Raw genomic sequence first — 22369 nt, forward strand, 5'->3', positions numbered from 1 at the left:
GGAGGGGTGCGGGCGGGTTGTCGGGTGTGGGCTGGTGCGGTCCGGTTGTCGGGTGTGGGCGGGTGGGGGCCGGGTGGGGGTGCGGGCCGTTGCGCCTGCGGCGGGCCCTTCTCCCCACCCCGCCCCTTCCCGAAACCGGGGGCTTCGCCCCCGGGCCCCCGCATCCGAACTTCGTTCGGATCTGCTCAATCGCCGCAGGGGCTGAAGTTCACCTCAAGCGCCGGAGGGGCTGTAGCCCAGATACGCCTCTCGTACCTTCGGGTCCGCGCGGACCTCCGCCGCCGGGCCCTCCGCCAGGACCGAGCCCAGGTCGAGGACGACCACGCGGGCGCAGAGTTCCATGACGAAGGCCACGTTGTGTTCGACCAGGAGGACCGCGCAGCCCTCCTCGGTCGCCAAGTGGCGGATCACGGCCGACAGTTGGGCGCGTTCCTCGGCCGTCATGCCCGAGGCCGGCTCGTCCAGGAGCAGGACGCTCGGCGGGTCGGCCAGCGCGCGGGCCAGTTCGACCATGCGCGCGCGGCCGACGGGCAGGGCGCCCGCGTAGTCCTCGGCGAGATGCTCCAGGCCGCAGGAGCGCAGGACCTCCGCGGCCCGCGCCCGGCGTGCTCTCTCGTGGGTGCGGCGGGTCGGCGCGGACAGCAGGTCGGCGGCGAGGCCGCCTCCGCCGCCGCGCCACTCCTGGGCCACCACCAGGTTGTCCGCCACCGTGAGCTGGCCGAAGAGCTGCTGGCGTTGGAACGTGCGGCGCATCCCGTGCCGCGCCCGCCAGACCGGGGAGCGGCGCGTGATGTCCGTACCGTCCAGGAGCACCCGGCCCCTGTCGGGCCTGCGGATGCCGGAGACCACGTCGAACAACGTGGTCTTGCCCGCGCCGTTCGGACCGATCAGACCGCAGACCTCGCCCGGCGCGACACCGAGCGAGACGTCGGTGAGGGCCTTGATGCCGCCGAAACGGACTCCGACGCCCGAGGCCTCGAGCAGATACCTGCTCATGGCTGTGCCACCTCCTCGTCGGATGCCGGTCCGGATGCCGGTCCGGATGCTGGCTCGGACGGCGAGTTCTCGCCTTCGGATGCCGGTTCGGACGGCGTGCTCTCGCCCGACGCCTGCGCCGGCACCTTGCCGTTCTTCGTCCCCGCGATCCCCAGATACGCCTCCGTGAGCCGGTCGGTCTGGACCTCCGAGCGCGGGCCGCACCAGGTCACCTTGCCCTGGGACAGATACGCCACCGTGTCCGCGACGCCCAGGATCTCCGCCGCTTTCTCCTCCACGAGCAGCAACGCCGTTCCCGCGTCCCGCAGTTCGGTCAGCAGCCGGAACACCTCGTCCACGATCCGCGGTGCGAGACCGAGTGACGGTTCGTCGGCGATCAGCACCTTGGGCGGGTCCTGGAGCAGCGGTGCGAGCGCCAGCATCTGCTGTTCCCCGCCGGACAGCGAGCCCGCTGTCACCTTGCGCCGCTCCGCCAGCGAGGGGAACCGTGCGTAGACCTCGTCCCGTGCCTCACGGGACGGCAGATGCAGCGCCAGGTTCTCCTCGATGGTGAGGGAGGGGAAGATGCCCCGGCCCTCGGGCGCCAGGACCACCCCGGCCCGCGCCCGCCGCACGGCGCCGTGCCGCGTGGCGTCGTGCCCGGACACGTACACCGTGCCGCCCTGCGCGGACAGCAGTCCGGCCGCGACCTTGCATGTGGTCGACTTCCCGGCGCCGTTGGGGCCGAGCAGCGCGAGGATCTCGCCGGAGCGGACCGTGAGGTCGACCCCGGTGAGGACGGGGGCGCCGTCGTAGCCCGCGCGTACCCCGCGCAGTTCGAGGGCCGCGCCCTCGGGCGGCGGCCCGGCCTCCGCCGTGGCCACGGCATCGGGCGTGTGCGCCACCGCCGCCTTGCGCCGGTGCCGCCGTACGGACGCCGCCGCCGCGTATCCGTCCGGATCGTTGGCGAGCGCGAGGCCGGCCAGACCGAACAGGATCACCGGCAGATGCGTGGACTCGGTGACGTAGTCGGAGATGAGCGGCGGCATGATCGCGAAGACCAGACCGGCCACGACGGCGAACTGCGGCCTGCGCACCCCGGCCGCGACCACCACCGCGAGCCAGATCAGACCGGTCATCGCGGTGAAGTCGGTGGCGGTGATCCGGGTCTGGTACGACGCGTACATCACGCCGCCGAACCCCGCGAGCCCTGCCGAGAGCGTGAACAGCATCAGTTTCGTACGGATCACGGAGACGCCCGAGGCCATCGCCGCCGCCGGAGCCGAGCGGACCGCGAGCATCGCGCGCCCGGACGGTGAGTTCCGCAGGGCGCTGACCGCCGCGACCGCGGCCACCACGAGGACCACCATGGCGACACCCATCGCGCGGTCGTCGGTGAGGTCGACGGGTCCGAAGATCGGGCGGGGGATCGCCCAGCCCGTGTCACCGTTCCTCAACCAGCCCATCTGGAACAGGACTTGATCCGCCAGGAACGCGAGCGCCAGCGTCGCGAGCGCGAGGGACCGGCCGCCGAGCCGCAGCGCCGGAAGCGCGACCAGCGCTCCGAGGACCGCCGCCACACAGGTGCCCACCACCGCGGCGCCGATGAAGGGCCAGCCGTGGCTCATCAGCAGACCCGCCACCATCGCGGCCCCGGTGACGAAGGTCGCCTGGGCCAGGGACACCATCGCGCCGAGCCCGGTCACCACGGTGAACGAGATGAACACCAGGGAGATCGCCAGGCCTTGGGCGAGGATGCCGCTCCAGAACGGAGTGGTCACGGTGTAGAACGCCAGCGCGAGGAGCAGTGCCCCCGCCGTCCACGGCCCCCACTTCCGTATCCACGACTTGCCCGCAAGATAGTCGATCGGCGGGGCGTCCACGGCGGCCGTGCCCGCGGTGCGCTGCCGCCTGGTCATGATCAGCAGTCCGGCGAACAGGATCAGGAACGGCACCGCGGTACGGAAGCCGGTGATGTCGTCCGCGAACGAGGCGTAGCCGGCGACCAGGTTCTGCAGGACGCCGAGCGCGAGGCCGCCCGCGAAGGCCAGCGGCACGGACATGAAGCGCCCGAGCACCGCGGCCGTCGCGGAGACGAAGAGGAAGAGCGTGAAGTCGTGCGAGGACAGGCCGAGCAGGGGAGTGGCGAGCACTCCCGCGAGCCCGGCGAGCCCCGACGACAGCATCCACGCGAGCGAGGAGAGCCGGTCCGCGCTGATGCCGCGCAGCTCGACCAGGGAGCGGTTGTCCACGGACGCGCGGAGCTTGAGCCCGAGCGGTGTGTGCCGCATCAGGATCCACAGGCCCACCGCGACAACTGCCGTCGCCACCCACGTGATCAGCTGGTCGGAGTCGATGCCGACGCCGTCCATCAGCTGCCATGACTTCGCGGGCGATGGGCCGACGCCCGGAAGGCCGAACTGGTTCTCCGCGGGCTTCACCGAAGCGCCCGCGTCCTCGAGGAGTTCCACCACCCACAGGCCGAGCGCGGGCAGCGCGACGAGCAGACCGATCGTGGCCACGATCTGCGCCGTCTCGCCGACCCGCGCCAGCTTGCGGAACATCAGCCGGTCGAGCGCCCAGCCGAGGGCCGGCGCGATCACGAACACCATCAGGACGGCGGTCGGCACCGCCGGCCAGCCGAAGCCCGAGTGCAGTTCGTAGAAGCCGAGCGCACACAGGTAAGCGGTCGCGCCATGGGCGAAGTTGAAGAGTCCGGAGGCCGAATAGGACAGGACGAGTCCGGTCGCGAGCAGGGCGTACAGGGCGCCCGAGACCAGACCGCTCAGCACGAAGCCAAGAAGGTCAGCCATGGCCGTGGCCCCCTACTTGAACGGGATGGGTTCGTAGCACTTGAAGGGCGACGACACCTCGTACTTGCCGTTCGTCAGCTGCACGAGCGCCCCGCAGCCGAACGCTTCCTTCTGTCCCTTGGGTCCCGAGCGGTCGCCGACCATGGTGCCGGTGTCGGAGTAGGCCGCCGCGGCTTTCGTGAAGGAGTCCACGGTCAGGTCCTTGCCGGCCTTCTCGGCGATGGACAGGAAGTAGTCGGCGGACATGTACCCGGTCATCATGTGCATGTTGAGCGGCACGTCCTTGCCCGCGGCCTTCTTGATGTCCTCCTTGAACTGCGCCATCTGCGCGCTGTCCGACTCGAAGGGCTCGAAGGAGAGCAGCACATGGACCCCGTCGAGAGCCTGCGCGGTGGTCTTCTTGGCGAGCAGCCCCGGGTCGTAGTCGGTCGGGTCGGTGAGCAGCCCCTTGAAGCCGGAGCGCTTGAGCGCGGTGAACAGGCCGATGTTGTACGGGGTCTGCATCACGGAGACCACGACGTCGGGAGCCTTGCCCCCGTCGGAGCGCAGGATCTCCTTGGTGTACGCGGACCAGTCGCTCGGCGCCGAGGTGGCGGGCACGGTGGCCTTGGCGTAGGCGACATCGAACCCGGCCGCCGCGAAGCCCTGCTGGTAGGTGCGGATGCCGAACTTGCCCGCGTCGTTGTCATTGGCGATCACCGCCACCGACTTGCCCTTCGCACCGCCGAGCACATGCGCGAGTCCCTCGGGCCAGGACTGGGTGATGACCCCGCCCGGCATCGGCACGAGGCAGCCGTTGAAGCCGTAGATGTACTGCTTGCCGCAGAACTGCGGGATCGTTCCCCAGCCGAAGGTGGGCACTTTCTGCTGCTCGAGGAAGTCGCCGCCCGAGAAGGTCACCGAGCTCATCGGCGAGACGGCGAACACCTTCTCCTGCTGGACGAGTTTGCGGGCCGCGGCCATGTTCTTGCCCGGGTCCTGGCCGTCGTCCTCGGCCCCGATGTAGTCGATCTTGCGGCCGTTGATCCCGCCCTCCGCGTTGGCGCGGTCGTAGCGGGCCTTGGCGCCCAGGTCGGTGTCCTTCTTGCTGTAGCCGCTCGCGGTGGTCATGGAGACGATGCCGCCGACCTTGATCGAGTCGTCGGTCACTCCCCGTACCGAACCGCCCTTGCCCGGATTGTCCGAGCCGTCGGCTGAGTTGGAAGCTGAGTTGCATGCAGTGGCGAGCAGCAGCGCTGCCGACGCTGCTGCGATGGCGCGGAACGATCGCAACACGGCCCTGTCCCTCCGTCGAAGTCTCCGCATTCTGTGGGGGACCTGATGAACCGTCAATAAGTGACGCATCGCCAATTGATGACCCGTCAGAAAACTGACTCGGGCGTATCCGCGGGCCGCTCAAGTGCGGTCCCGGAGTACTTCAGCTGCTGTAGAGAGCCTCGACCTCGGCGGAGTAGGCCTGCTCGATGGCTTTGCGCTTGAGCTTCAGGGACGGGGTGAGCAGCCCGTGCTCCTCGGAGAACTGGTGCGCCAGTATGCGGAACGTACGAATGGATTCGGCCTGCGAGACCAGGGTGTTGGCCGCGACCACGGCGCGCCGTACCTCCATCTCGAGATCCGGGTCCCGTACGAGATCGGCCGGTTCGAGGGAGGTCTTGCCGCGCATGTTCAGCCAGTGCTCGACGGCGTCGGAGTCCAGCGTGACAAGGGCGGCGATGTACGGCCGGTCGTTGCCGACCACGATGCACTGCGCGACCAGCGGGTGGTCCCGTACGCGCTCCTCGAGCTGCGAGGGAGAGACGGACTTCCCGCCGGAGGTCACCAGGATCTCCTTCTTGCGGCCCGTGATCGTGAGATATCCGTCCTCGTCCAGGGCGCCGATGTCCCCGGTGGCGAGCCAGCCGTCGTGCAGGACCGCGTCGGTCGCCTTGGGGTCGCCGAGATACCCCTGGAAGACATGGCTGCCGTGCAGCCAGATCTCACCGTCGTCCGCGATGTGCACGGTCGTACCGGGCAGCGGCAGACCGACGGTGCCGAAGCGGGTGCGCTCGGGCGGGTTGGCGGTCGCGGCGGCGGTGGTCTCGGTGAGGCCGTACCCCTCGTAGATGTGGACGCCCGCGCCCGCGTAGAAGAGGCCGAGCTTGCGGTCCATGCCCGAACCGCCCGACATGGCGTGCCGCACCCGTCCGCCCATGGCCTCGCGGACCTTGGAGTAGACGAGCTTCTCGAAGAGGCTGTGCTGCATCCGCAGCGCGGCCGAAGGGCCGGGCCCGGTGCCGAAGGCCTTGTGCTCCTGGGCCTCGGCGTACTTCACCGCACAGTCCACGGCCTTCTCGAACGGGCCGAGCTTTCCGCCCAGTTCGGCCTTGCGGCGCGCCGCATGGAAGATCTTCTCGAAGATGTACGGAACCGCCAGGAAGAACGTCGGCCGGAACTGGGCCAGATCGGGAAGCAGCGCCGCCGCGCTCAGCTCGGGCTGATGCCCGAACCTGACCTTCGCCCGCACGGCGGCGATCTGCACCATCCGCCCGAAGACATGCGCGAGCGGAAGGAACAGGAGCGTCGAGGGCTCGTCGCCCGGCTTGGTGTGGAAGACGGGCTCCCAGCGGGCCGCGATGGTGTCGCACTCCCACATGAAGTTGGCGTGGGTGATGACGCAGCCCTTGGGGCGGCCTGTGGTGCCCGAGGTGTAGATGATGGTGGCGACCGAGTCGGGCATCACCGCGCGGCGGTGGCGGTGCACGATCTCGTCCTCGATGTGCTCGCCGGCCGTGGTGAGTTCGTCGACCGCCTGCGCGTCGAGCTGCCACAGGCGCTCGAGGGTGGGCAGCCGGTCGATCACCGACCCGATGGTCATGGCGTGGTCCTCGTGCTCCACGACGCAGGACGAGACCTGTGCGTCGTGCAGCATCCAGAAGACCTGCTCGGCCGAGGAGGTGGGATAGATCGGGACGACCTGGGCGCCGACGGTCCACAGCGCGAAGTCGAAGAGCGTCCACTCATAGCGCGTACGGGACATGATGGCGACGCGGTCGCCGAACCGTACGCCCTGCGCGAGCAGCCCCTTGGCCAGGGCCAGCACCTCGGCGCAGAACTCGGCCGAGGTGACATCCGTCCAGTGCCCGTCGGCCTTGCGGCCGAGGGCGATGTGCAGCGGGTCCTCCTGGGCATGGTCGAACACCGCGTCCGCCAGGCCGCCCACCGCAGGCGCCGAGGTCGCCAGGGGAGGTGAGGTGAACTCGCGCAAGTGGTTCTCCTTGTGGCGCTCCTTGAATCGCGGTGAACGTACCCCACGCGAAGCCCGGGCGGGAGGGGGCCTTCCGGTCCGGGCCACGTGCCGATACGTCCAGGTCAGCCGCTTAAATGGGGCCACAAGGTAGGAGGGTGGGACAGATTACTGACCGCCGGGTAAGTTTCGGTGGCGTAATCTCCACCGAATTTGTACGACGCGGTCACCGCCTCCCCGTCGTCTCGCGCGTGAACTCCATGATCCAGTTGGTGGTCCAGGTGCGGCCGTCGTCGGCGGAGAAGGCCTGCTCCCAGCGGGCGTTGGTCGCGGAGATCCCTGACCAACGGAAGCGCACCTTCACGGGCTTGCCCTCGTGGCTGTCGTTCCCGAAGAACTCCCCGGTTCCATCGTCCCCGAACCGTCCGGTGACCGGCGGATAGAGCTTTCCGCTCCTGCTGTCCGCCCAGTACAGGGACCATTCCTTGGTCTCCTGGTCGAAAAGCCGCAGCGTGAGCCCCGCATACTCCGGCATCGTGATCTCGTCGAAATGAGCGGCGCCGCCGAAGTGCGTACTGCCCTCGGTGACGGAGTCGAACTCCCGCCAGCCGGCCGCCTGCGGGTTGAGGAAGTCGAGGGCCTTGCGGTGGCGGACGTGCCACCGGCCGGTGAGGAAGTCGAAGTCGTACGAAGTGGACATGCGGGTCCTCCGGGTGGTGATACGGGCGGGGTGAAGGGAGTGGTCATGCGGGCTGTGCGGAAGGAAGGGGCATGTGGGCTGCGCGAAAGGGGTGGTCATACGGGCTGCGCGAAGTGGTCATACGGGCTGGGCGAAAGGCCCGGTGGTGCCGTGCGGCAGGGAATCGGCCAAGTAGGCGTCGAAATCGGGGGAGTCGGGCGCGAGCATGTGGCGCACCCAGGCATTGCGCTCATGCGTGATCGGCGGAATCTCCCAGACGCACCCGATCCAGGGCGATGCGGGCCGGATGAAGTGCGTGGGGTCGCGGTCCGGGCAGCCGAGCGCCGGCTGTCCCGCGGCGGCGCCCCCGAAATGCAGCACGTTGTCCCAGACCCAGCTGTACGCATTGAGGTACGCACCGTCGTCCCCGCCCCGGTGCAGCACCACGAAGGTCGCGGGCGGAGTCCCGTCGGACTCGGGCAGCAGCTCGGGCAGGATCGCGTACGCCGCCTTCTCGACGTCGGGTGCGATCCCCGCCGGGTCCGCGCTGACGTGGTAGCGCTTGATGTGCCGTCCGCCCGCTTCGAGGGGCGGCGGGGTCCACAGGTACTTCTCCCTGAAAGCCATGTCTGGACCGTAGGAGCACTTCACTGACATCTTGTGTCAGTGAAGTGCACATGAAGTCCAGCCGGCTCGTCTCGATCCTGCTGCTCCTGCAGAGCCGTGGCCGGCTCACGGCCGCCCAGCTCGCCGAGGAGCTGGAGGTGTCGGTGCGCACGGTGTACCGGGATGTCGAGGCGCTGCATGCCGCGGGCGTTCCGTTGTACGGGGACGCCGGGCATGCCGGGGGCTATCAGCTGCTCGACGGCTGGCGCACCCGGCTCACCGGTCTGACGACGGGGGAGGCGGAGGCGCTGTTCCTCTCCGCCGTACCGGGCGCCGCCGCCGACCTCGGTCTGGGCTCCCTGCTCACCGCCGCCCAGCACAAGGTCGAGGCGGCGCTCCCGCCCGAACTGCGCGTGCACAGCGCCCGGATCAAGTCGCGCTTCCATCTGGACGCGCACGGCTGGTACGCGGACGCCGACGAGGTCCCGTATCTCACGGAGGTCGCCCACGCCGTCTGGAACCGTCGCGTGCTGCGGGTCCGTTACCGCCGCTGGAAGGAGCCCACGGAGGTGGAGCGCCGGCTCGAACCGTACGGCCTCGTCCTCAAGGCGGGCCGCTGGTACGTGGTGAGCGGGCCGCGTCCGGTCACGTACCGGGTCGACCAGATCATCGAACTCGCCGCTTCGGACGAGGAGTTCGAGGCGCCGGACGACTTCGACCTCGTCGCGTACTGGCGGCGCCATCAGGAGGACTTCCAGGACCGCCTCTACTCGGGGACGGCGCTGGTACGCCTGACGGACGCGGGCGCGGCCCGCCTCACGGGGAGGCAGGCCGCGGCCCTCGCCGAGAACGGGCGCCCGGACGGCGAGGGGTGGACCCTGGCCGAGCTGCCGGTGGAGTCGGCCGATTTCGCGGTGGGGGAGTTCCTGCGCTTCGGGAGCGATGTCGAGGTCCTGGGCCCCGCACCGTTGCGCGACCGACTGGCCGATGTCGTACGCGCGTTGGCCGACCGCTACGGGCCGGTGACCCGTCCGGACGGCTGCGGGCCGGCCACGCCTCCAGGCCCCTCCCTGCCGCTCACCCGTCCAACTCCTTGAGCCGGGCGGCCAGGACGTCCGTGATCTCGTCGAGCGGGCGGGACTGGGTCAGCTGCGGATGCAGGCAGTCGATATCGAGATTGCCGAGGTCACCGCTCACATAGGGGCGCCAGGACTCGCGGGTCAGCCAGTCCTCGGCCCGCGGGGCGGCGGCCGTGAAGAACAGGACGTCGCCGTCGAAGACGCGGTGCCGGTGGGCGCGCATCAGACGCGCGTTGTTGATCACGATGTCGACGATCGCGGTGAGCGTGTGGTCGGTGAGTCCGGCCAGTGCGCTGCCCTCGCGCCGCAGCGTGGCGAGTACGTCCTCGCGGGTCAGCTCGTCACCACGGTCGTATCCCGCCATCCGAAGCAGTGCGGTGAGCGCGTCGGCCTCGGCGGGAACGGCCTGGTCCTGCCACTGGTCGGAGGGGTAGGCGTCCAGGAGCGCGAGCAGGTCGACCTCCTCGCCGGCCTCCTGCAGCCGTACGGCCACGGTGTGCGCGAGGACCCCGCCGACGGACCAGCCGATCAGGCGGTACGGGCCCTGCGGCTGTACCGAGCGGATCAGGTCGGCGTAGTCCGCGGCCATCTCCTCCATGGTGGTGGGGAGTTGCTCGTCGGGGTCGACGAGACCGCGGGCCTGCAGCCCGTACACCGGCTGGTCGGGGCCGAGCCGGGAGAGCAGCCCGGAGTAGCACCAGCTCATGCCGCCCGCCGGGTGCAGGGCGAACAGCGGGGTGCGGTCCCCGGTGGCCCGCAGCGGCAGGAGCACGCCGAGCGCTTCGCCCGGGGCCGTGCCGGCGCCGAGCCGGCCGGCGAGTGCGGCCGGGGTCTGCGCCTGGAAGAGGCTGCCGATCGCGAGCTCGCCGCCGAGGGTGTCCCGCACCCGCGCCACGAGCCGGGCGGCGAGCAGCGACGTACCGCCGAGGTCGAAGAACGCGTCGTCGACGCCCACTTGGTCGAGCCCGAGCACCTCGGCGAACAGCCGGGCGAGGGTCTCCTCCTGAAGGGTGCGCGGGGCCCGGCCGCCGCCCGCGGAGAGCGCGGGGGCGGGCAGGGCCTTGCGGTCGAGCTTGCCGTTCGGGCTGAGCGGAAAGTCGTCGAGGACGAGCACCGTGCCCGGCACCATGTAGTCGGGCAGGGACTTGGCGAGGCGGCCGCGCAGGTCCTCGGTGTCCAGGTCCGCCTGTCCGGTGACGTACCCGACGAGCCGCTGATCGCCCGGCCGGTCCTCACGGACCAGGACGCAGGCCCCGGTCACCTCGGCGCATTCGGCCAACGCGGCCTCGATCTCGCCGAGTTCGATGCGCAGACCGCGCAGCTTGACCTGGTGGTCGGTGCGGCCGAGGTACTCGACCTCGCCCTTGTCGGTCCAGCGCGCCAGGTCGCCGGTGCGGTACATACGGGCCCCGGGCGCCGCGAAGGGATCCGGTACGAAGCGGTCCGCGGTGAGGTCGGGACGGCCCAGGTACTCGGTGGCCAGCTGCACCCCGGCGAGGAACAGCTCGCCCACGACGCCGGGCGGGCAGGGCTGGTGGGCCGCGTCGAGCACGTACAGGCGGGTGTTCCAGACGGGCCTGCCGATCGGGACCGGCCCGTCGTTCGCGGCCGAGGTGTCGCAGGGGTGGTAGGTGACGTCGACGGCCGCTTCGGTGGGTCCGTACAGGTTGTGCAGCTCCACGCCCGGCAGTCGGCGGCCGAACTCCTGGACGGTGTCGCGGGGCAGTGCCTCGCCGCTGCAGAAGACGCGGCGCAGACCTGTCGCGCACACGGCGGCAGCGGGTTCGGCGAGGAACACCTGGAGCATGGGCGGCACGAAGTGGCAGGTGGTGACGGCCTGTTCGCGGATCGTACGGGCGAGGTAGGCCGGATCCTTGTGGCCGCCGGGTTCGGCGACCACGAGGGTCGCGCCGACGCGCAGCGCCCAGAAGAACTCCCATACGGAGACGTCGAAGCCCGAGGGCGTCTTCTGCAGCACACGGTCGCCCGGACCGATCGGGTACGCGTGCTGCATCCAGCGCAGCCGGTTGTCGATCGCGGCGTGCGGGACGACCACACCCTTGGGGCGGCCCGTGGAGCCCGAGGTGTAGATGACGTACGCGGGGTGCTGCGGGGTCAGGGCGCGGCAGGGGTCGGTCCCCAAGTAGCCCTCCAGGTCGGCCTCGTCGAGGACGACGGCGGGCACCTCGGGACCGGACGGGAGACGCTCACGGGAGTCGACGACGACGCAGGCCGGCCGTGCGTCGTCCAGCATGTACGCGAGGCGCTCGGCCGGGTAGTCCGGGTCGAGCGGCAGATAGGCGCCGCCCGCCTTCAGCACCGCGAGCAAGGTGACCACCAGGTCGAGGGAGCGCGGCAAGGCGACGGCGGCCAGGGCTCCGGGACGCACGCCCAGCGACTGGAGGTGGCGGGCCAGACGGTTGGCCCGGGTACTGAGTTCGGCATACGTCAGGGACTCCTCGCCGAACACGAGGGCGGTGGCGTCCGGGGTGCGGACGGCCTGGGCCTCGACGGGGCCGATGAGGGTCGTGGGCGGGACATCGTGTGCGGTGTTGTTGAACTCGTCGAGAACCAGGGCGCGTTCGGCCGCTGTCGCGATGCCGTGCGCGGTGAGAGGGGCTTGCGGATCGGCGGCGGCGATCCGGCCGAGGAGGTCGAGGAAGCGGCGCTGGTGGACGGCGAGTTCGGATTCCTGGTAAAGGTCCGGGTTGCCGTCGTAGTCGATACGCAGACCGGTGCCGTCGGCGCGGTCGTAGATGTTGACGGTGAGGTCCTCGACCGGGCCCGCGGACAGATTGTGCGCGTCCGTACGGGCTCCGGCGAAGGTCAGGCCGTAGTCGAAGGGCATGACGTTGACCAGCGGGCCGACCAGGGCGCGGCCCTCGCCGAGCAGACCGAGATCGCGCCGGAGGTCCTCGTAGCGGTAGCGCTGGTGGCGGCGGGCGGCGCGGATACCGAGGACGACCTGGCGGGTGAGCTCGGCGAAGGTGGCGCCCGGGGTGACGGCCAGGCGCAGTGGCAGCACGTTCATGACCATGCCGGGGATCCGCAGCGCGGCGGAGCCCATGCGGCCCATCATCGGCAGTCCGAGTACGACCTCTTCGGCGCCAGTCGCCCGCGACACGTACAGCGCCTGGGCCGCGATGAGCACCTCGGGCCAGCTGGCACGGACGGCGGACGCCAACTCCTTGATCCGGTCGGTGACTTCGGGGCCGATGTGCTCGGTGCGGCGGTGGAAGGTGCGTGAGGGCAGCGCGGTACGGCCGGCGAGGCTCCGCACCTCGGGGCGGTCGGCGAAGGCCTCGTTCCAGTGGGCGCGGTCCTTGGTGTACGCGTCCGACGCGCGGTAGGCGGTGTCCTCGGCGACGAGGTCGGTCAGGCGCCCGAAGCGGCTCGGTGCGGGCTCATCGCCCGCCGCCAGGGCGGTGTAGACCTCGGCGGTGCGGCGGGCGAGCAGCGAGTAGCCGAACCCGTCCATGACGAGGTGGTGGACCCGCTGGTACCAGAGCCACCGCTCGTCCCCGACGCGGAAGAGGGCCTGGGCGAAGAGGGGGCCGGTGGCGAGGTCGAACGGCACGGCGAGGTCGGCGCGCATCCACGCACGGGCGGCCGCGTCGGGGTCGCCGGTGGCCCGCAGGTCCTCGACCGTCAGGGGGAGCGGTGCCGGTTCCGGCAGCGGCGACTGCCGCGGCCCGTCCGGGGTTTCGACGACCCGTACGCGAAGCGCGTCCGCCTCGCCCACCACCTGGCGCAGCGACGAGGCGAATACGGCCGCGTCGACCGGGCCGTGGATCTCGATGTACTCCGCGGTGTTCTGGGCGGGGCTCGCCGGGTCGAGGGCCTGTGCGAACCACATGCCGGACTGGGCGGCGGTGAGCGGGAGCCCCGAGGGCATGAGCGCGGTCGGCTGCGCGGGTTCGAGTACGGCCGTCATGACGTCACCCCCAGGAGCGGGGCCCAGGCCTCGATGGCGGGCTGCTCGGCGAGGTCGACGAAGGTGGCCTCGACGCCGTGGTCGCGCCGCCAGCGCTCGATGAGGCTCATGATGCGCACCGAGTCCAGGCCGTAGTCGACCAGGTTCTCGTCCACGGGGATGTCGGCGGGCTCCTCGCCGAGGGCGTCGGCCACGTCGGCCCGTATGAGATCGACGGTCAGTGCCATGGCGGCTCAGGCCTCCTTCGGGTCGGCGTCGGCGAGGGTCCGGGTGAGGACCGACTCGGTCGTGGTGACGACCGCGCACTTGCCGGCCGCCCAGCGCAGGGCCATGTCGTGGTCCTCGCGCGAGAAGTCGGCGACCGCGTCGGCGACGAGGAATGCCTGGACGTCGCGCATCCACGCATCGCACGCGGTCATCAGGACGCCGATATGGGCATAGACGCCGACGATCACCAATTGGTCGCGGCCCTGCATCTTCATCCGCTCGGCGAGTTCGGTGCGGACGTAGGCGCTGTACTTCCATTTGGTGAGCACGATGTCGCCCGGCTCGGGTGCGACCGGGCCGGCGATCGCCTTGGCCTGTTCGTCGTCCGGCAGACCCGGGCCCCAGAAGTCCTGCTGCAGACCGCGCTCCTGCGGACTCTGGCCGCCGGGCTGGGCGGAGTAGACGACGGGGATGCCGAGCGCCCGCGCCTCCTTGGTCAACCGGCCCACGTTGGCGAGGAGTTCGGTCACCGGCGACTGGTCCGCGGTGAACGCGCCCAGGAAGTAGTTCTGCAGATCGTGCACGAGCAGGACGGCACGGTCCGGGTCCACGGTCCAGTCGACACGGTTCGCCGGCAGCGTGTCCGCGGTGGGCATGGGGTACGGGGCGATGGCGGGGAGTGCCATGAGGTGAAGGGCCTTTCGGTGTTACAGGTCTGAGGCGGCGGTACGGAGGTCCTTCTTGGAGACCTTGCCGATGCCCGTCTGGGGGAAGGCGGCGACCAGCTCCACCCGGTCGGGGACCTTGTAGGCGGCGAGACCGCGCTCGCGGACGAACTTCTTGACGGCGACGGGCTTCAAGGGCTCGGCGCCCTCGCGGAGGATGACGTAGGCGCAGGTCCGCTCGCCCAGGTAGGCGTCGGGCACGGCGACGACGGAGACGTCGTGGACCGAGGGGTGGGCGAGGATGACGTTCTCGACCTCCTCGGGCGCGATCTTCTCCCCGCCGCGGTTGATCTGGTCCTTGGCCCGGCCCTCGACGACGAGATGCCCGGTGGCCGTCATCCGGACGACATCACCGGTGCGGTAGAAGCCGTCCTCGGTGAAGGCGCGGGCGTTGTGCTCGGGGGCGCGCCAGTAGCCGCGGATCGTGTACGGGCCGCGGGTGAGCAGATGGCCGGTCTCACCGGGCGCCACCTCCTGGTCCTCGTCGTCGACGATGCGGATCTCGTCGAGGGGAGAGATGGGCCGGCCCTGCGTGGTGACGATCGTCTCCACCGGGTCGTCCAGGCGTGTGTAGTTGACCAGGCCCTCCGCCATGCCGAAGACCTGCTGCAGGGTGCAGCCGAGCGCCGGGGCGACCCGCCGGGCGGCCTCCTCGCTGAACTTGGCGCCGCCGACGAGGAGGACATCGAGGCTGGACAGGTCGTGCCGGGTGTCCTGGCCGGCCTCGGTCCAGACGAGGGCCAGCGGCGGCACCAGGCCGGTGATCGTGACCCGTTCCCGCGCGATGAGCGGGAACGCCGTCTCCGGATCCGGGCTCGGGCACAGCACCACCCTGCCGCCCGCGTACAGCGCGCCGAGTGAACCCGGGGAACTGAGCGGGAAGTTGTGGGCGGCGGGCAGCACGACCAGATAGACGGAGTCCTCGTCGACCGCGCAGATCTCGTTGGAGCCCCACAGCGAGTACAGATAGTCGTCGTGGGTCCGCGGGATGAGCTTGGGCACACCCGTCGACCCTCCGGAGAGCTGGAGGAACGCCAGGTCGGAGGGCTCCGGCTCGGAGTAGGCGACCGCGTCGGCGTCGACGGGTACGTCCGCGAGGGGCGTGTGCCCGCCGGGTTCGCCGACCACGAACACATGCTCGAGCGTGGGCACTTCGGACCGTACGCGGGTGGCGAGCTCACGGTGGTCGAAGCCGGCCGCGACATCGGGGATCACATACGCGACGGCCTCGGTGAACGCGCAGAAGTAGCGGATCTCGCTCTCGCGGTGCGCGGGCAGCGCGAACACCGGCAGGGCGCCGATCCGGAAGAGCGCGAAGATCACCTCGAAGAACTCGGCCACATTGGGGAGTTGGACGACGACACGGTCGCCCTTTCCGATGCCCCGCGACGCGAACCCGGCGGCCAGTCGCCGGGCGCGCTCGTCGAGTTCGCCGTACGTCCAGCGCCGGCCGCCCGCGGGGTCGACGACGGCGACCCGGCCGGGGTGTGCGGTGGCCCGCTCCTGGAGCATCCGGCCGAAGGTCTCGCCGCGCCAGTAGCCGGCGCCGCGGTAGCGCTCGGCGAAGTCCTCGGGCCACAGGGGTGTGTCAGTGCTGTGTGTCTCGGGGTTGCTCACTGGTGGTCGACCCCCACAGCGTGCAGGAAGGTGCCGAACTTGGCGCCCGTCTCCGCGGTCTCGGCGTGCGGCGACGAATCGGCGACGACGCCCGCGCCCGCGTACAGGCGCAGGCTCCGCTCCTCGGCCTCGGCGCAGCGGATGGTGACCACCCACTCGCCGTCACCGTTCGCGTCACCCCAGCCGACCATGCCCGTGTACAGGCCGCGGTCGAAGGGTTCGAGCTCGGCGATGACCTCGCGCGCGGCGGGGGTGGGCGTGCCGCAAACGGCCGGGGTCGGATGCAGCGCGCAGGCCAACTCCAAGGCGGATGTGCCGGGTTGGGCGAGAGTTCCGGTGACCGTGGTGGACAGATGCCACATGGTGGCGGTGTGCACGAGGGTGGGCTGCTCGGGCACCACGAGCTCCGTGCAGTACGGGGCGAGCGCCTCGCGTACCGCGTCCACCACGACCGCGTGCTCGTGCAGATCCTTGGCGGACTCCAGAAGCGCGGCGGCGCGGCGTACGTCCTCGGCCAGGTCCTCGCTGCGAGGTGTGGACCCGGCGAGCGGATTGGCGACGAGCCGGCCGCCCGAACGGGAGACCAGCAGCTCGGGGCTCGCGCCGAGCAGGGTGCGGCCCGGGCCGGAGGGCACGGCGAAGGTGTAGCCGCCGGGGTCGCGGCGGGCCAGACGCTGCAGCATGGCCGGGATGTCGAGCGGGCGGGGCGAGCCGAGTTCGAGGGTGCGCGCGAGGACGACCTTGCTGAACTCCCGCGCCCGCATTCGCCGGACGGCCTCGGCCACCGCCGCGGCGTAGGTGTCCGGGCAGGGCACCTGGCGTACGTCCCAGTCGGCCTTCGCGGGCGGCGCGGCCGGGATGCCGACCAGCGGGTCCGTGCGCAGCGCGGGCGCCCAGCGGACGGCCTCCGGCACGGCGAGTACGGCGGGCGCGGCGTGGTCGAACGGCACCGCCCCGATCACGACGGGGGCGCGGTTGCCGGCCCGCAGCTGGGCGTCGAGTGTCGCGGCGACCCGCTGCGGCAACGGCCTTTCGTCGTACGGCACTTCGGCGCGCACACCGTGGGCGAGCAAGGTCCGGGTGGGCGAGGCGAAGAACCGGGTGGCGCCCGGGCGGTAGGCGTCCAGGAGCGCGGTGGCGGCGCCGACGGATCCGGCGCCGGGGGCGGGCCGCGCTTCCGCGGCGGTGAACTGCCGTGAAGGCAGGGGCTGTTCGGACTCTTCGGCGGCCGTCGCGGTCGCGGTCGCGTCGTGGCGAGCGGCCGCGTCGGATATGGCCGGCGCTTCGTGAGCCGTGGTCACCGGGGACTCCAATCGTGGGGGGCTTTGGTGCGGAGGTGCGGAGGTGCGGAGGTGCGGAGGTGCGGAGGTGCGGAGGTGCGGAGGTGCGGAGGTGCGGAGGTGCGGAGGTGGGGAGGTGCGGAGGTGCGGAGGTGCGGGGTGCGGAGGTGCGCCGAGTGGGTGTGGAGGTGCGGAGGTGTCGGGGGTTCGGGAGGGCGTGGGCGGGCTGCCGCTCGGAAGGTGGGAGGGCGTGGGCGGGGTGCCGCCCGGACGGTGGTGAGGGCGCGATCGGGCTTACGTCCGGGGAGGACGGGATGGGCGTTGTCAGTGGTCGCCGATAGCCTGAACAGGGCTCGGCCCCCGGGAGGGAGGGGACTGTCCGGCGTACGGGGAGCGGGGAGCGGGGCATGGCCCGCCTCCACCCGCCCGACGAACACGTCAGACCCGCAACGTGGCACCGCCGTCCACGTACAGGTCGTGCATCGTGATGTGCCGGGCCCGGTCGGAGACCAGGAAGGCGACGGCCTCCGCGATGTCGGCGGGGTCGGCGATCCGGCCGAGCGGGATGCCCACGCGGTAGGTGCCGGGGTCGCCGTCGATGACGCGCCGGGCTGCCGCCTCGTCGGGCTCCGTCCACAGCTGCCGTTGCATCGCGGTGTTCGTGGAGCCGGGCGAGACGACGTTGCAGCGCACCTGGGCGCGGGCCAGTTCGAGGCCCAGACACTTGGTGAACATGGTGGCCGCCGCCTTGGAAGCGGCATACGCCGCCATCGAAGTACGGGGCACTCCGGCGGCGTTGGAGCCGACGGTCACGATGCTGCCCGAGCGGCGCCCGGCCATGCGGCGGGCGGCGGCGCGCGAGGTGTGGAAGACGCCGGTGGTGTTCACGGCGAAGGTCTCGGCCCAGTCGGTGTCGGTGAGTTCGACGACCGGCGCGGGGCGCAGGACTCCGGCGACGTTGACGAGGATGGCGAGCGGGCCGAGCGTGCGCTCCACTTCGTCGACCAGGGCGTCGACGGCGGCGGCGTCGGTGACGTCCACCGCGCGGGCGACCACCTCGCCGCCCGCGTGCGAGGCGCCCGTGTGCGAGGCGTCGGCGTAGGGGGCGCCCGTGTGCGAGACGCGTCCGTACGAGGATCCCGCGTACGAGGCCTCGACCTCCTTGACCGCGACGGGGTTGCGGTCCACTGCCACGACGCGCGCGCCGCGCTCCGCGAGGGCGCGGGTCACGGCTTCGCCGATACCCTGCCCGGCCCCGGTCACCAGGGCGAGGCGCCCCTCGAGTTCCCTCTCGGTCACAGCACAACCCTCTCCCGTTGACTTAGGTAAGGCTAACCTAACACGTCTTGATCGGGAGGTGCAGCCCACCCCGGCTCAGCGGAACTGCCGTATGGGTAGCGGCAGTTGGTGTGACCCCAACCGCGCGCGGCCGCCCGGGACGTGAAGTCCGGGGCGGCCGTACGAAGGATGTGGCGGGTCAGCCGACCAGCGCCTCGGTCACGTCGGCGAGCACCGTGCGGGCCGCGAGGAAGCCGCCCGCGCTGTTCCACGCGGACCCCTCGATGACCACGACGTGGCCCGCCTTCTCGGCCTTCAGCTCGGTGAAGTTGGGGACCTTCCTGGCCTCGGCGTACGCCTTCTCGCTCGCGGTCTTGTCGCCGAGCGCGCCGAAGAACAGCCAGTCGCCGTCGATGGTGTCGAGCTTCTCCAGGCTCACCGGCTCGCTGTGGCCGATGCTCTCGCCCTGCTGGTCCTTCGGCCGCGTGAGACCGAGCGCGGACAGTGTCGAACCCACGTGTCCCTTGCCCTTGCCGACGACGGACGGGGCGCCGTCCTGCCAGCGGATGACGCTGCTGACCGCAGCTGCGTTCTCGCCGAGCTCACCCTTGGCCTTGGCCACATCGGCGTCGAACCCGGAAAGGAGCTTGTCGGCGTCGGACTTCTTGTTCAGGGCGTCGGCGGTGGCGCTGAACGCCTTCTTCCAGTCCTCGTTGAGCTTGGCCGTGACCACGGTCGGTGCGATCTCGCCCAGCTTGTCCAGGAAGCGCTTGGAGCCGGTGGTCTCGTCGAGGAGGATCAGATCGGGCTGGAGCGTGGCGAGCTTCTCCAGGTCGGGCTCGGCGATGGAGGCCACCACCTCGGCCTTGGCCGCCTTGTCGGCGAGGTAGGTGGACACGCCCTTCTGGCCGCGGCCCGCCGTGGCGCCGATCGGCTCTATGCCGAGGGCGAGGGCGGCGTCGAGGGTGGGCTCGCTGAGCGTGACGACCTTCTTGGGGTCGGCCGGCACCGTGACGCTCTTGCCGTTCGCGTCGGTGATCTTCCGGGTGTCCGAAGAGCCGTTCTTCGCCTGCTCCTTGCCGCCGTTCTTGTCGTCGCTGCCGCAGCCCGTCAGCACAAGGGCGCCCGCGAGCGCGGCGGCGGTGAGGGTGGCGGCGGTGCGGGGGCGGTGGGAAAACATGGGTGGGGACTCCTGTGGGTGTTGCTTCGTAAGGGATGGAATGAGTGGTCGTACGGGGAACCTGCGGATCAGCCGGCCGGTCCGAGCGTTGCCGCAAGCCCGTCGGCCAGGCAGCCGCGCCAGCAGGCGTAGTCGTGGCCGCCGTTGTATTCGGTACGGGTCACCGGGTAGCCGAGCGAGTCGAGTGCGGCGTGCAGGGTGCGGGCGTCGCCGACCATGCGGCCCTCGTGCAGGCCCACGGCGAGCCGGACCGATACGGGGCGCCGCTCGGCCCCCGTGAACAGGGAGACCAGCCAAGGCGTCTCGGTCGAGACGGTCTTGGGTACGCCCTGCGGCAGGCCGGGCCGCCACCACAGGGAGGCGGACTGGGCCAGCGCGTGGCCGAAGCGGTCCGCTCGGGTGTGGACGGCGTACAGGGCGGTGACGCCCCCCAGGCTCTGGCCCGCGATCACGGTCCTGGCCGGGTCGGTGGTCAGCGGCCAGCGGGCCGCCGCCCATGGCAGTACCAGGTCGGCGAGGAAGGAGACGTAGGTGTCGCGGCCGCCCAGGTCGCCCCAGCGGGTGGGGTTGTCCACGGCGTCCGGGGCGAGCACGGCCAGCGGGGGCACGGCACCGTCGGCGATCAGTGCGTCCAGCGTGTCCTGGAAGCCGAGTTCACCGAACCACATGTCGCCGTCGCACAGCACCAGGACGGGCAGCTCGGCCACCGGATCCGGGTCCGCTGCGGGGTTCGCGTCCGCAGTGGTGATCGCGTCTGGTGCGGAGACGGCCTCGGGGGTGGCCGCGTCTGGCGCGGAGTCGGCGTCGGGGGTGGTCGCGTTCGGTGTGGCGTCCTGGTCCGTCGTGGTGAGCCGGTCCGCTGTCGCCGCCGGGTCGACCCCGGGCGGCAGATAGACCCACACGTCCCGCTCCCCGTCGAGCGCCCCGCCCGGCCTGCGGTGCCGTGACACCGTGCCGCGCGCGATGCCCGCGCGCCGTTCGGCCCAGGGCTGGGCCGGAGCGTCGGACAGGGCGAAGACGGAGGCACCGGCGGGTGACCAACGAGTGGGCAGGGAGCGCGGGTTGAGCGGGTCGGGCGCCGCGTACCGGGACAGGCCGCGCAGCCGCTCCTGCAGCAGTCGCGGATCGGCGGGCGGCTCGCCGGGGGAGACATCGGCGGCCAGCTGATAGCTGCCGCGGTGGTCGGCGCGCAGTTTCAGGCCCAGGTGCCAGATGTCCGTGTCCGGAATCCGCCGCAGCAGGGAGGCGGCGAGGTGTTCGCGGTCGGCCAGCCGGTTGCCGAGCAGCAGCACCTGCCGTGTGGCACGGTGGCCGCGCCACAGGAACGTGACCGCGCGGTGCCCGGGTTCGCCGTCGAGCTCCTCGACCAGCGGAGTGCCGCGGCGCTCGGCCGCCGCCCAGAACTCGGCGACGATCCTGTCGCGTTCGGCCGCCGACGGGGCCCCGGCGAGCCGGCGGATGAGCCGTTCGACGGCGGGTCCGGTCAGCGGGTGCGGCCGTACGTCCGCGTCGGTCAGCTGCGGGCCCACCAGGGGTATGGCGACGCTCATCGCAACTCCCCCTGGGTGCGCGCCAGTTCGACCAGGCGTTGCACGGTCTCGGCGGGGCTGGGCATACCCGCCATCTCACGTGCGGTCTCTCGGGCCGCCTCCCGCAGACCGTCGTCGGTCAGGAGCCGTTCGACCAGCTTCGGGCTGAGGTCGCCGGGCCCTTCGGGTACGAGCCCGCAGCCGCGGGTGCGTACCGCCGCGGCGTTGGCCGGACGGTCGGCGCCCTCGCCGAGGACGATCTGCGGCAGGCCGGAGTCGAGTGCGGTCAAGGTCGTGCCCGCCCCGCCGTGGTGGATGACCGCGTCACAGGCGGAGAGCAGCGCGCCGAGCGGGATCCAGTCCACCGCGCGTACGTTGTCCGGCAGTTCACCGAGGTCGCCGAGGTCCGCGCCCCCGAGGGCGAGCACGAACTCGGCGTCGATCTCGCGGGCGGCGTCGATCACCCACTGCACGGGCGAGACCCCGTCGACCACCGGGCGCACCGTGCCCAGGGTCACGGCGACCCGGGGACGGCTGCGTGGCGCGAAGAGCCACGAGGGCAGTGCGGCACCCCCGTTGTACGGGACGTACCGCAGGAACCAGCGGCGCGCCTCGTCGGTGACGCTCATGCTCGGCGGGGTGACGTCCAGCCATGCGGATACGGGGCCGGGGCCGGACAGTCCGTGCCGGGCGTAGGCGCCGGCGAGGGCGTTGTTCATCATGCCGACGTGTGCCGAGGTGTGCCCGAAGCCGACCGCGTGCAGCACCGAGGGGACACCGAGGCGGGCGGCGACGAGCTGGCCCACGACCCCGTTCGGTGTGTGGACCACCAGGTCGGGGCGCCAGTGCTCGGCGACCTCCACCATCCGGTCGGCCATCTCGTCGCTGAAGAACGAGAAGCCCTTGCCCTTGGGCGGTGCGGTCCGCTCGCCAGGTGAAGGCGGCTTGCGCCCCTGACGGTCCTTCTCCATCTTCGCGTACAGGGCATCGGGGTCGATACCGGGCGCGCAGTCGACGGCGAGCAGCCCGGCTCGCTCGGTGTGCCCGACGGCGGCACCGCATGTACCCCACAGGACGTCGTGACCTGCGGCGCGCAGTGCGTGTGCCAGCGGAACCATGGGGTAGAGCAGTCCGAAGAAGGGCGGACCGGCGAAGAGGACGCGCATCGCTCCCGCCTTCCTGGCTTGACGAGGCGTCAAGTCCTGTTGTGTGGGGGGTTGTTGACGGAGTTTCTGTCGGGAAAA

General features: G+C 71.3%; 16 protein-coding genes. 1 reads left to right on the top strand and 15 read right to left on the bottom strand.

The annotated features are described in order from the left end of the window. Positions 1-213: 213 nt before the first annotated feature. From ABT367_RS00250 to ABT367_RS00275, 6 genes are all read right to left on the bottom strand, one after another. Complete coding sequence (locus ABT367_RS00250; protein WP_352247912.1) at positions 214-996, bottom strand: ABC transporter ATP-binding protein; 783 nt, start codon at positions 994-996, stop codon at positions 214-216. Beyond that, a complete protein-coding gene (locus ABT367_RS00255) occupies positions 993-3788 on the bottom strand; it encodes an ABC transporter permease subunit (RefSeq protein ID WP_352247914.1) in 2796 nt (931 codons plus the stop codon). Before ABT367_RS00255 ends, ABT367_RS00250 begins: the two co-directional genes overlap by 4 nt. Before the next feature lie 12 nt (positions 3789-3800). Next, positions 3801-5093: an ABC transporter substrate-binding protein gene (locus ABT367_RS00260; protein WP_434975366.1), complete on the bottom strand. Its 1293-nt coding sequence runs from the start codon at positions 5091-5093 to the stop codon at positions 3801-3803. A gap of 112 nt (positions 5094-5205) precedes the next feature. Beyond that, complete coding sequence (locus ABT367_RS00265) at positions 5206-7032, bottom strand: AMP-dependent synthetase/ligase (RefSeq protein WP_352247917.1); 1827 nt, start codon at positions 7030-7032, stop codon at positions 5206-5208. A 205-nt stretch (positions 7033-7237) separates the two neighbouring features. Further along, positions 7238-7711, bottom strand: a complete 474-nt coding sequence (locus tag ABT367_RS00270) for a hypothetical protein (RefSeq protein WP_352247919.1) — start codon at positions 7709-7711, stop codon at positions 7238-7240. A gap of 117 nt (positions 7712-7828) precedes the next feature. Further along, positions 7829-8317 carry a hypothetical protein gene (locus ABT367_RS00275; protein WP_352247921.1) on the bottom strand — a complete coding sequence of 163 codons (489 nt, stop codon included), beginning with the start codon at positions 8315-8317 and terminating at the stop codon, positions 7829-7831. Positions 8318-8367: 50 nt separating this feature from the next. Between ABT367_RS00275 and ABT367_RS00280 the strand changes: the two genes are divergently transcribed. Beyond that, a complete protein-coding gene (locus ABT367_RS00280; protein WP_352247923.1) occupies positions 8368-9393 on the top strand; it encodes a helix-turn-helix transcriptional regulator in 1026 nt (341 codons plus the stop codon). On the opposite strand, the gene ABT367_RS00285 is transcribed toward ABT367_RS00280, so the two are convergent. From ABT367_RS00285 to ABT367_RS00325, 9 genes are all read right to left on the bottom strand, one after another. Next, entirely contained in the window at positions 9374-13309 is a 3936-nt protein-coding gene (locus tag ABT367_RS00285) for an amino acid adenylation domain-containing protein (RefSeq protein WP_352247925.1), read from the bottom strand. The genes ABT367_RS00280 and ABT367_RS00285 overlap by 20 nt on opposite strands. Continuing rightward, positions 13306-13536 (bottom strand): phosphopantetheine-binding protein, encoded by a 231-nt coding sequence (locus tag ABT367_RS00290; protein WP_352247927.1) that lies wholly within the window; start codon positions 13534-13536, stop codon positions 13306-13308. Before ABT367_RS00290 ends, ABT367_RS00285 begins: the two co-directional genes overlap by 4 nt. Positions 13537-13542: 6 nt before the next feature. Next, the gene (locus ABT367_RS00295) at positions 13543-14202 is read right to left on the bottom strand and encodes an isochorismatase family protein (protein WP_352247929.1); all 660 of its coding nucleotides are present in this window, start codon (positions 14200-14202) and stop codon (positions 13543-13545) included. 21 nt (positions 14203-14223) lie between these two features. Next, a complete protein-coding gene (locus ABT367_RS00300; RefSeq protein WP_352247931.1) occupies positions 14224-15858 on the bottom strand; it encodes a (2,3-dihydroxybenzoyl)adenylate synthase in 1635 nt (544 codons plus the stop codon). Beyond that, positions 15855-17063 (bottom strand): isochorismate synthase DhbC, encoded by a 1209-nt coding sequence (gene dhbC, locus ABT367_RS00305; protein WP_352248120.1) that lies wholly within the window; start codon positions 17061-17063, stop codon positions 15855-15857. The genes ABT367_RS00300 and dhbC overlap by 4 nt, the downstream gene beginning before the upstream one ends. Positions 17064-17576: 513 nt before the next feature. Beyond that, a complete protein-coding gene (locus tag ABT367_RS00310; RefSeq protein WP_352247933.1) occupies positions 17577-18437 on the bottom strand; it encodes a 2,3-dihydro-2,3-dihydroxybenzoate dehydrogenase in 861 nt (286 codons plus the stop codon). Positions 18438-18615: 178 nt separating this feature from the next. Further along, entirely contained in the window at positions 18616-19596 is a 981-nt protein-coding gene (locus tag ABT367_RS00315) for an ABC transporter substrate-binding protein (protein ID WP_352247935.1), read from the bottom strand. A 68-nt stretch (positions 19597-19664) separates the two neighbouring features. Next, positions 19665-21146: an enterochelin esterase domain-containing protein gene (locus ABT367_RS00320; RefSeq protein ID WP_352247937.1), complete on the bottom strand. Its 1482-nt coding sequence runs from the start codon at positions 21144-21146 to the stop codon at positions 19665-19667. Continuing rightward, positions 21143-22291, bottom strand: a complete 1149-nt coding sequence (locus tag ABT367_RS00325) for a nucleotide disphospho-sugar-binding domain-containing protein (protein ID WP_352247939.1) — start codon at positions 22289-22291, stop codon at positions 21143-21145. Before ABT367_RS00325 ends, ABT367_RS00320 begins: the two co-directional genes overlap by 4 nt. Positions 22292-22369 lie beyond the last annotated feature (78 nt).

Source organism: Streptomyces mesophilus (genome assembly GCF_040300965.1).
GTDB lineage: Bacteria > Actinomycetota > Actinomycetes > Streptomycetales > Streptomycetaceae > Streptomyces > Streptomyces mesophilus_A.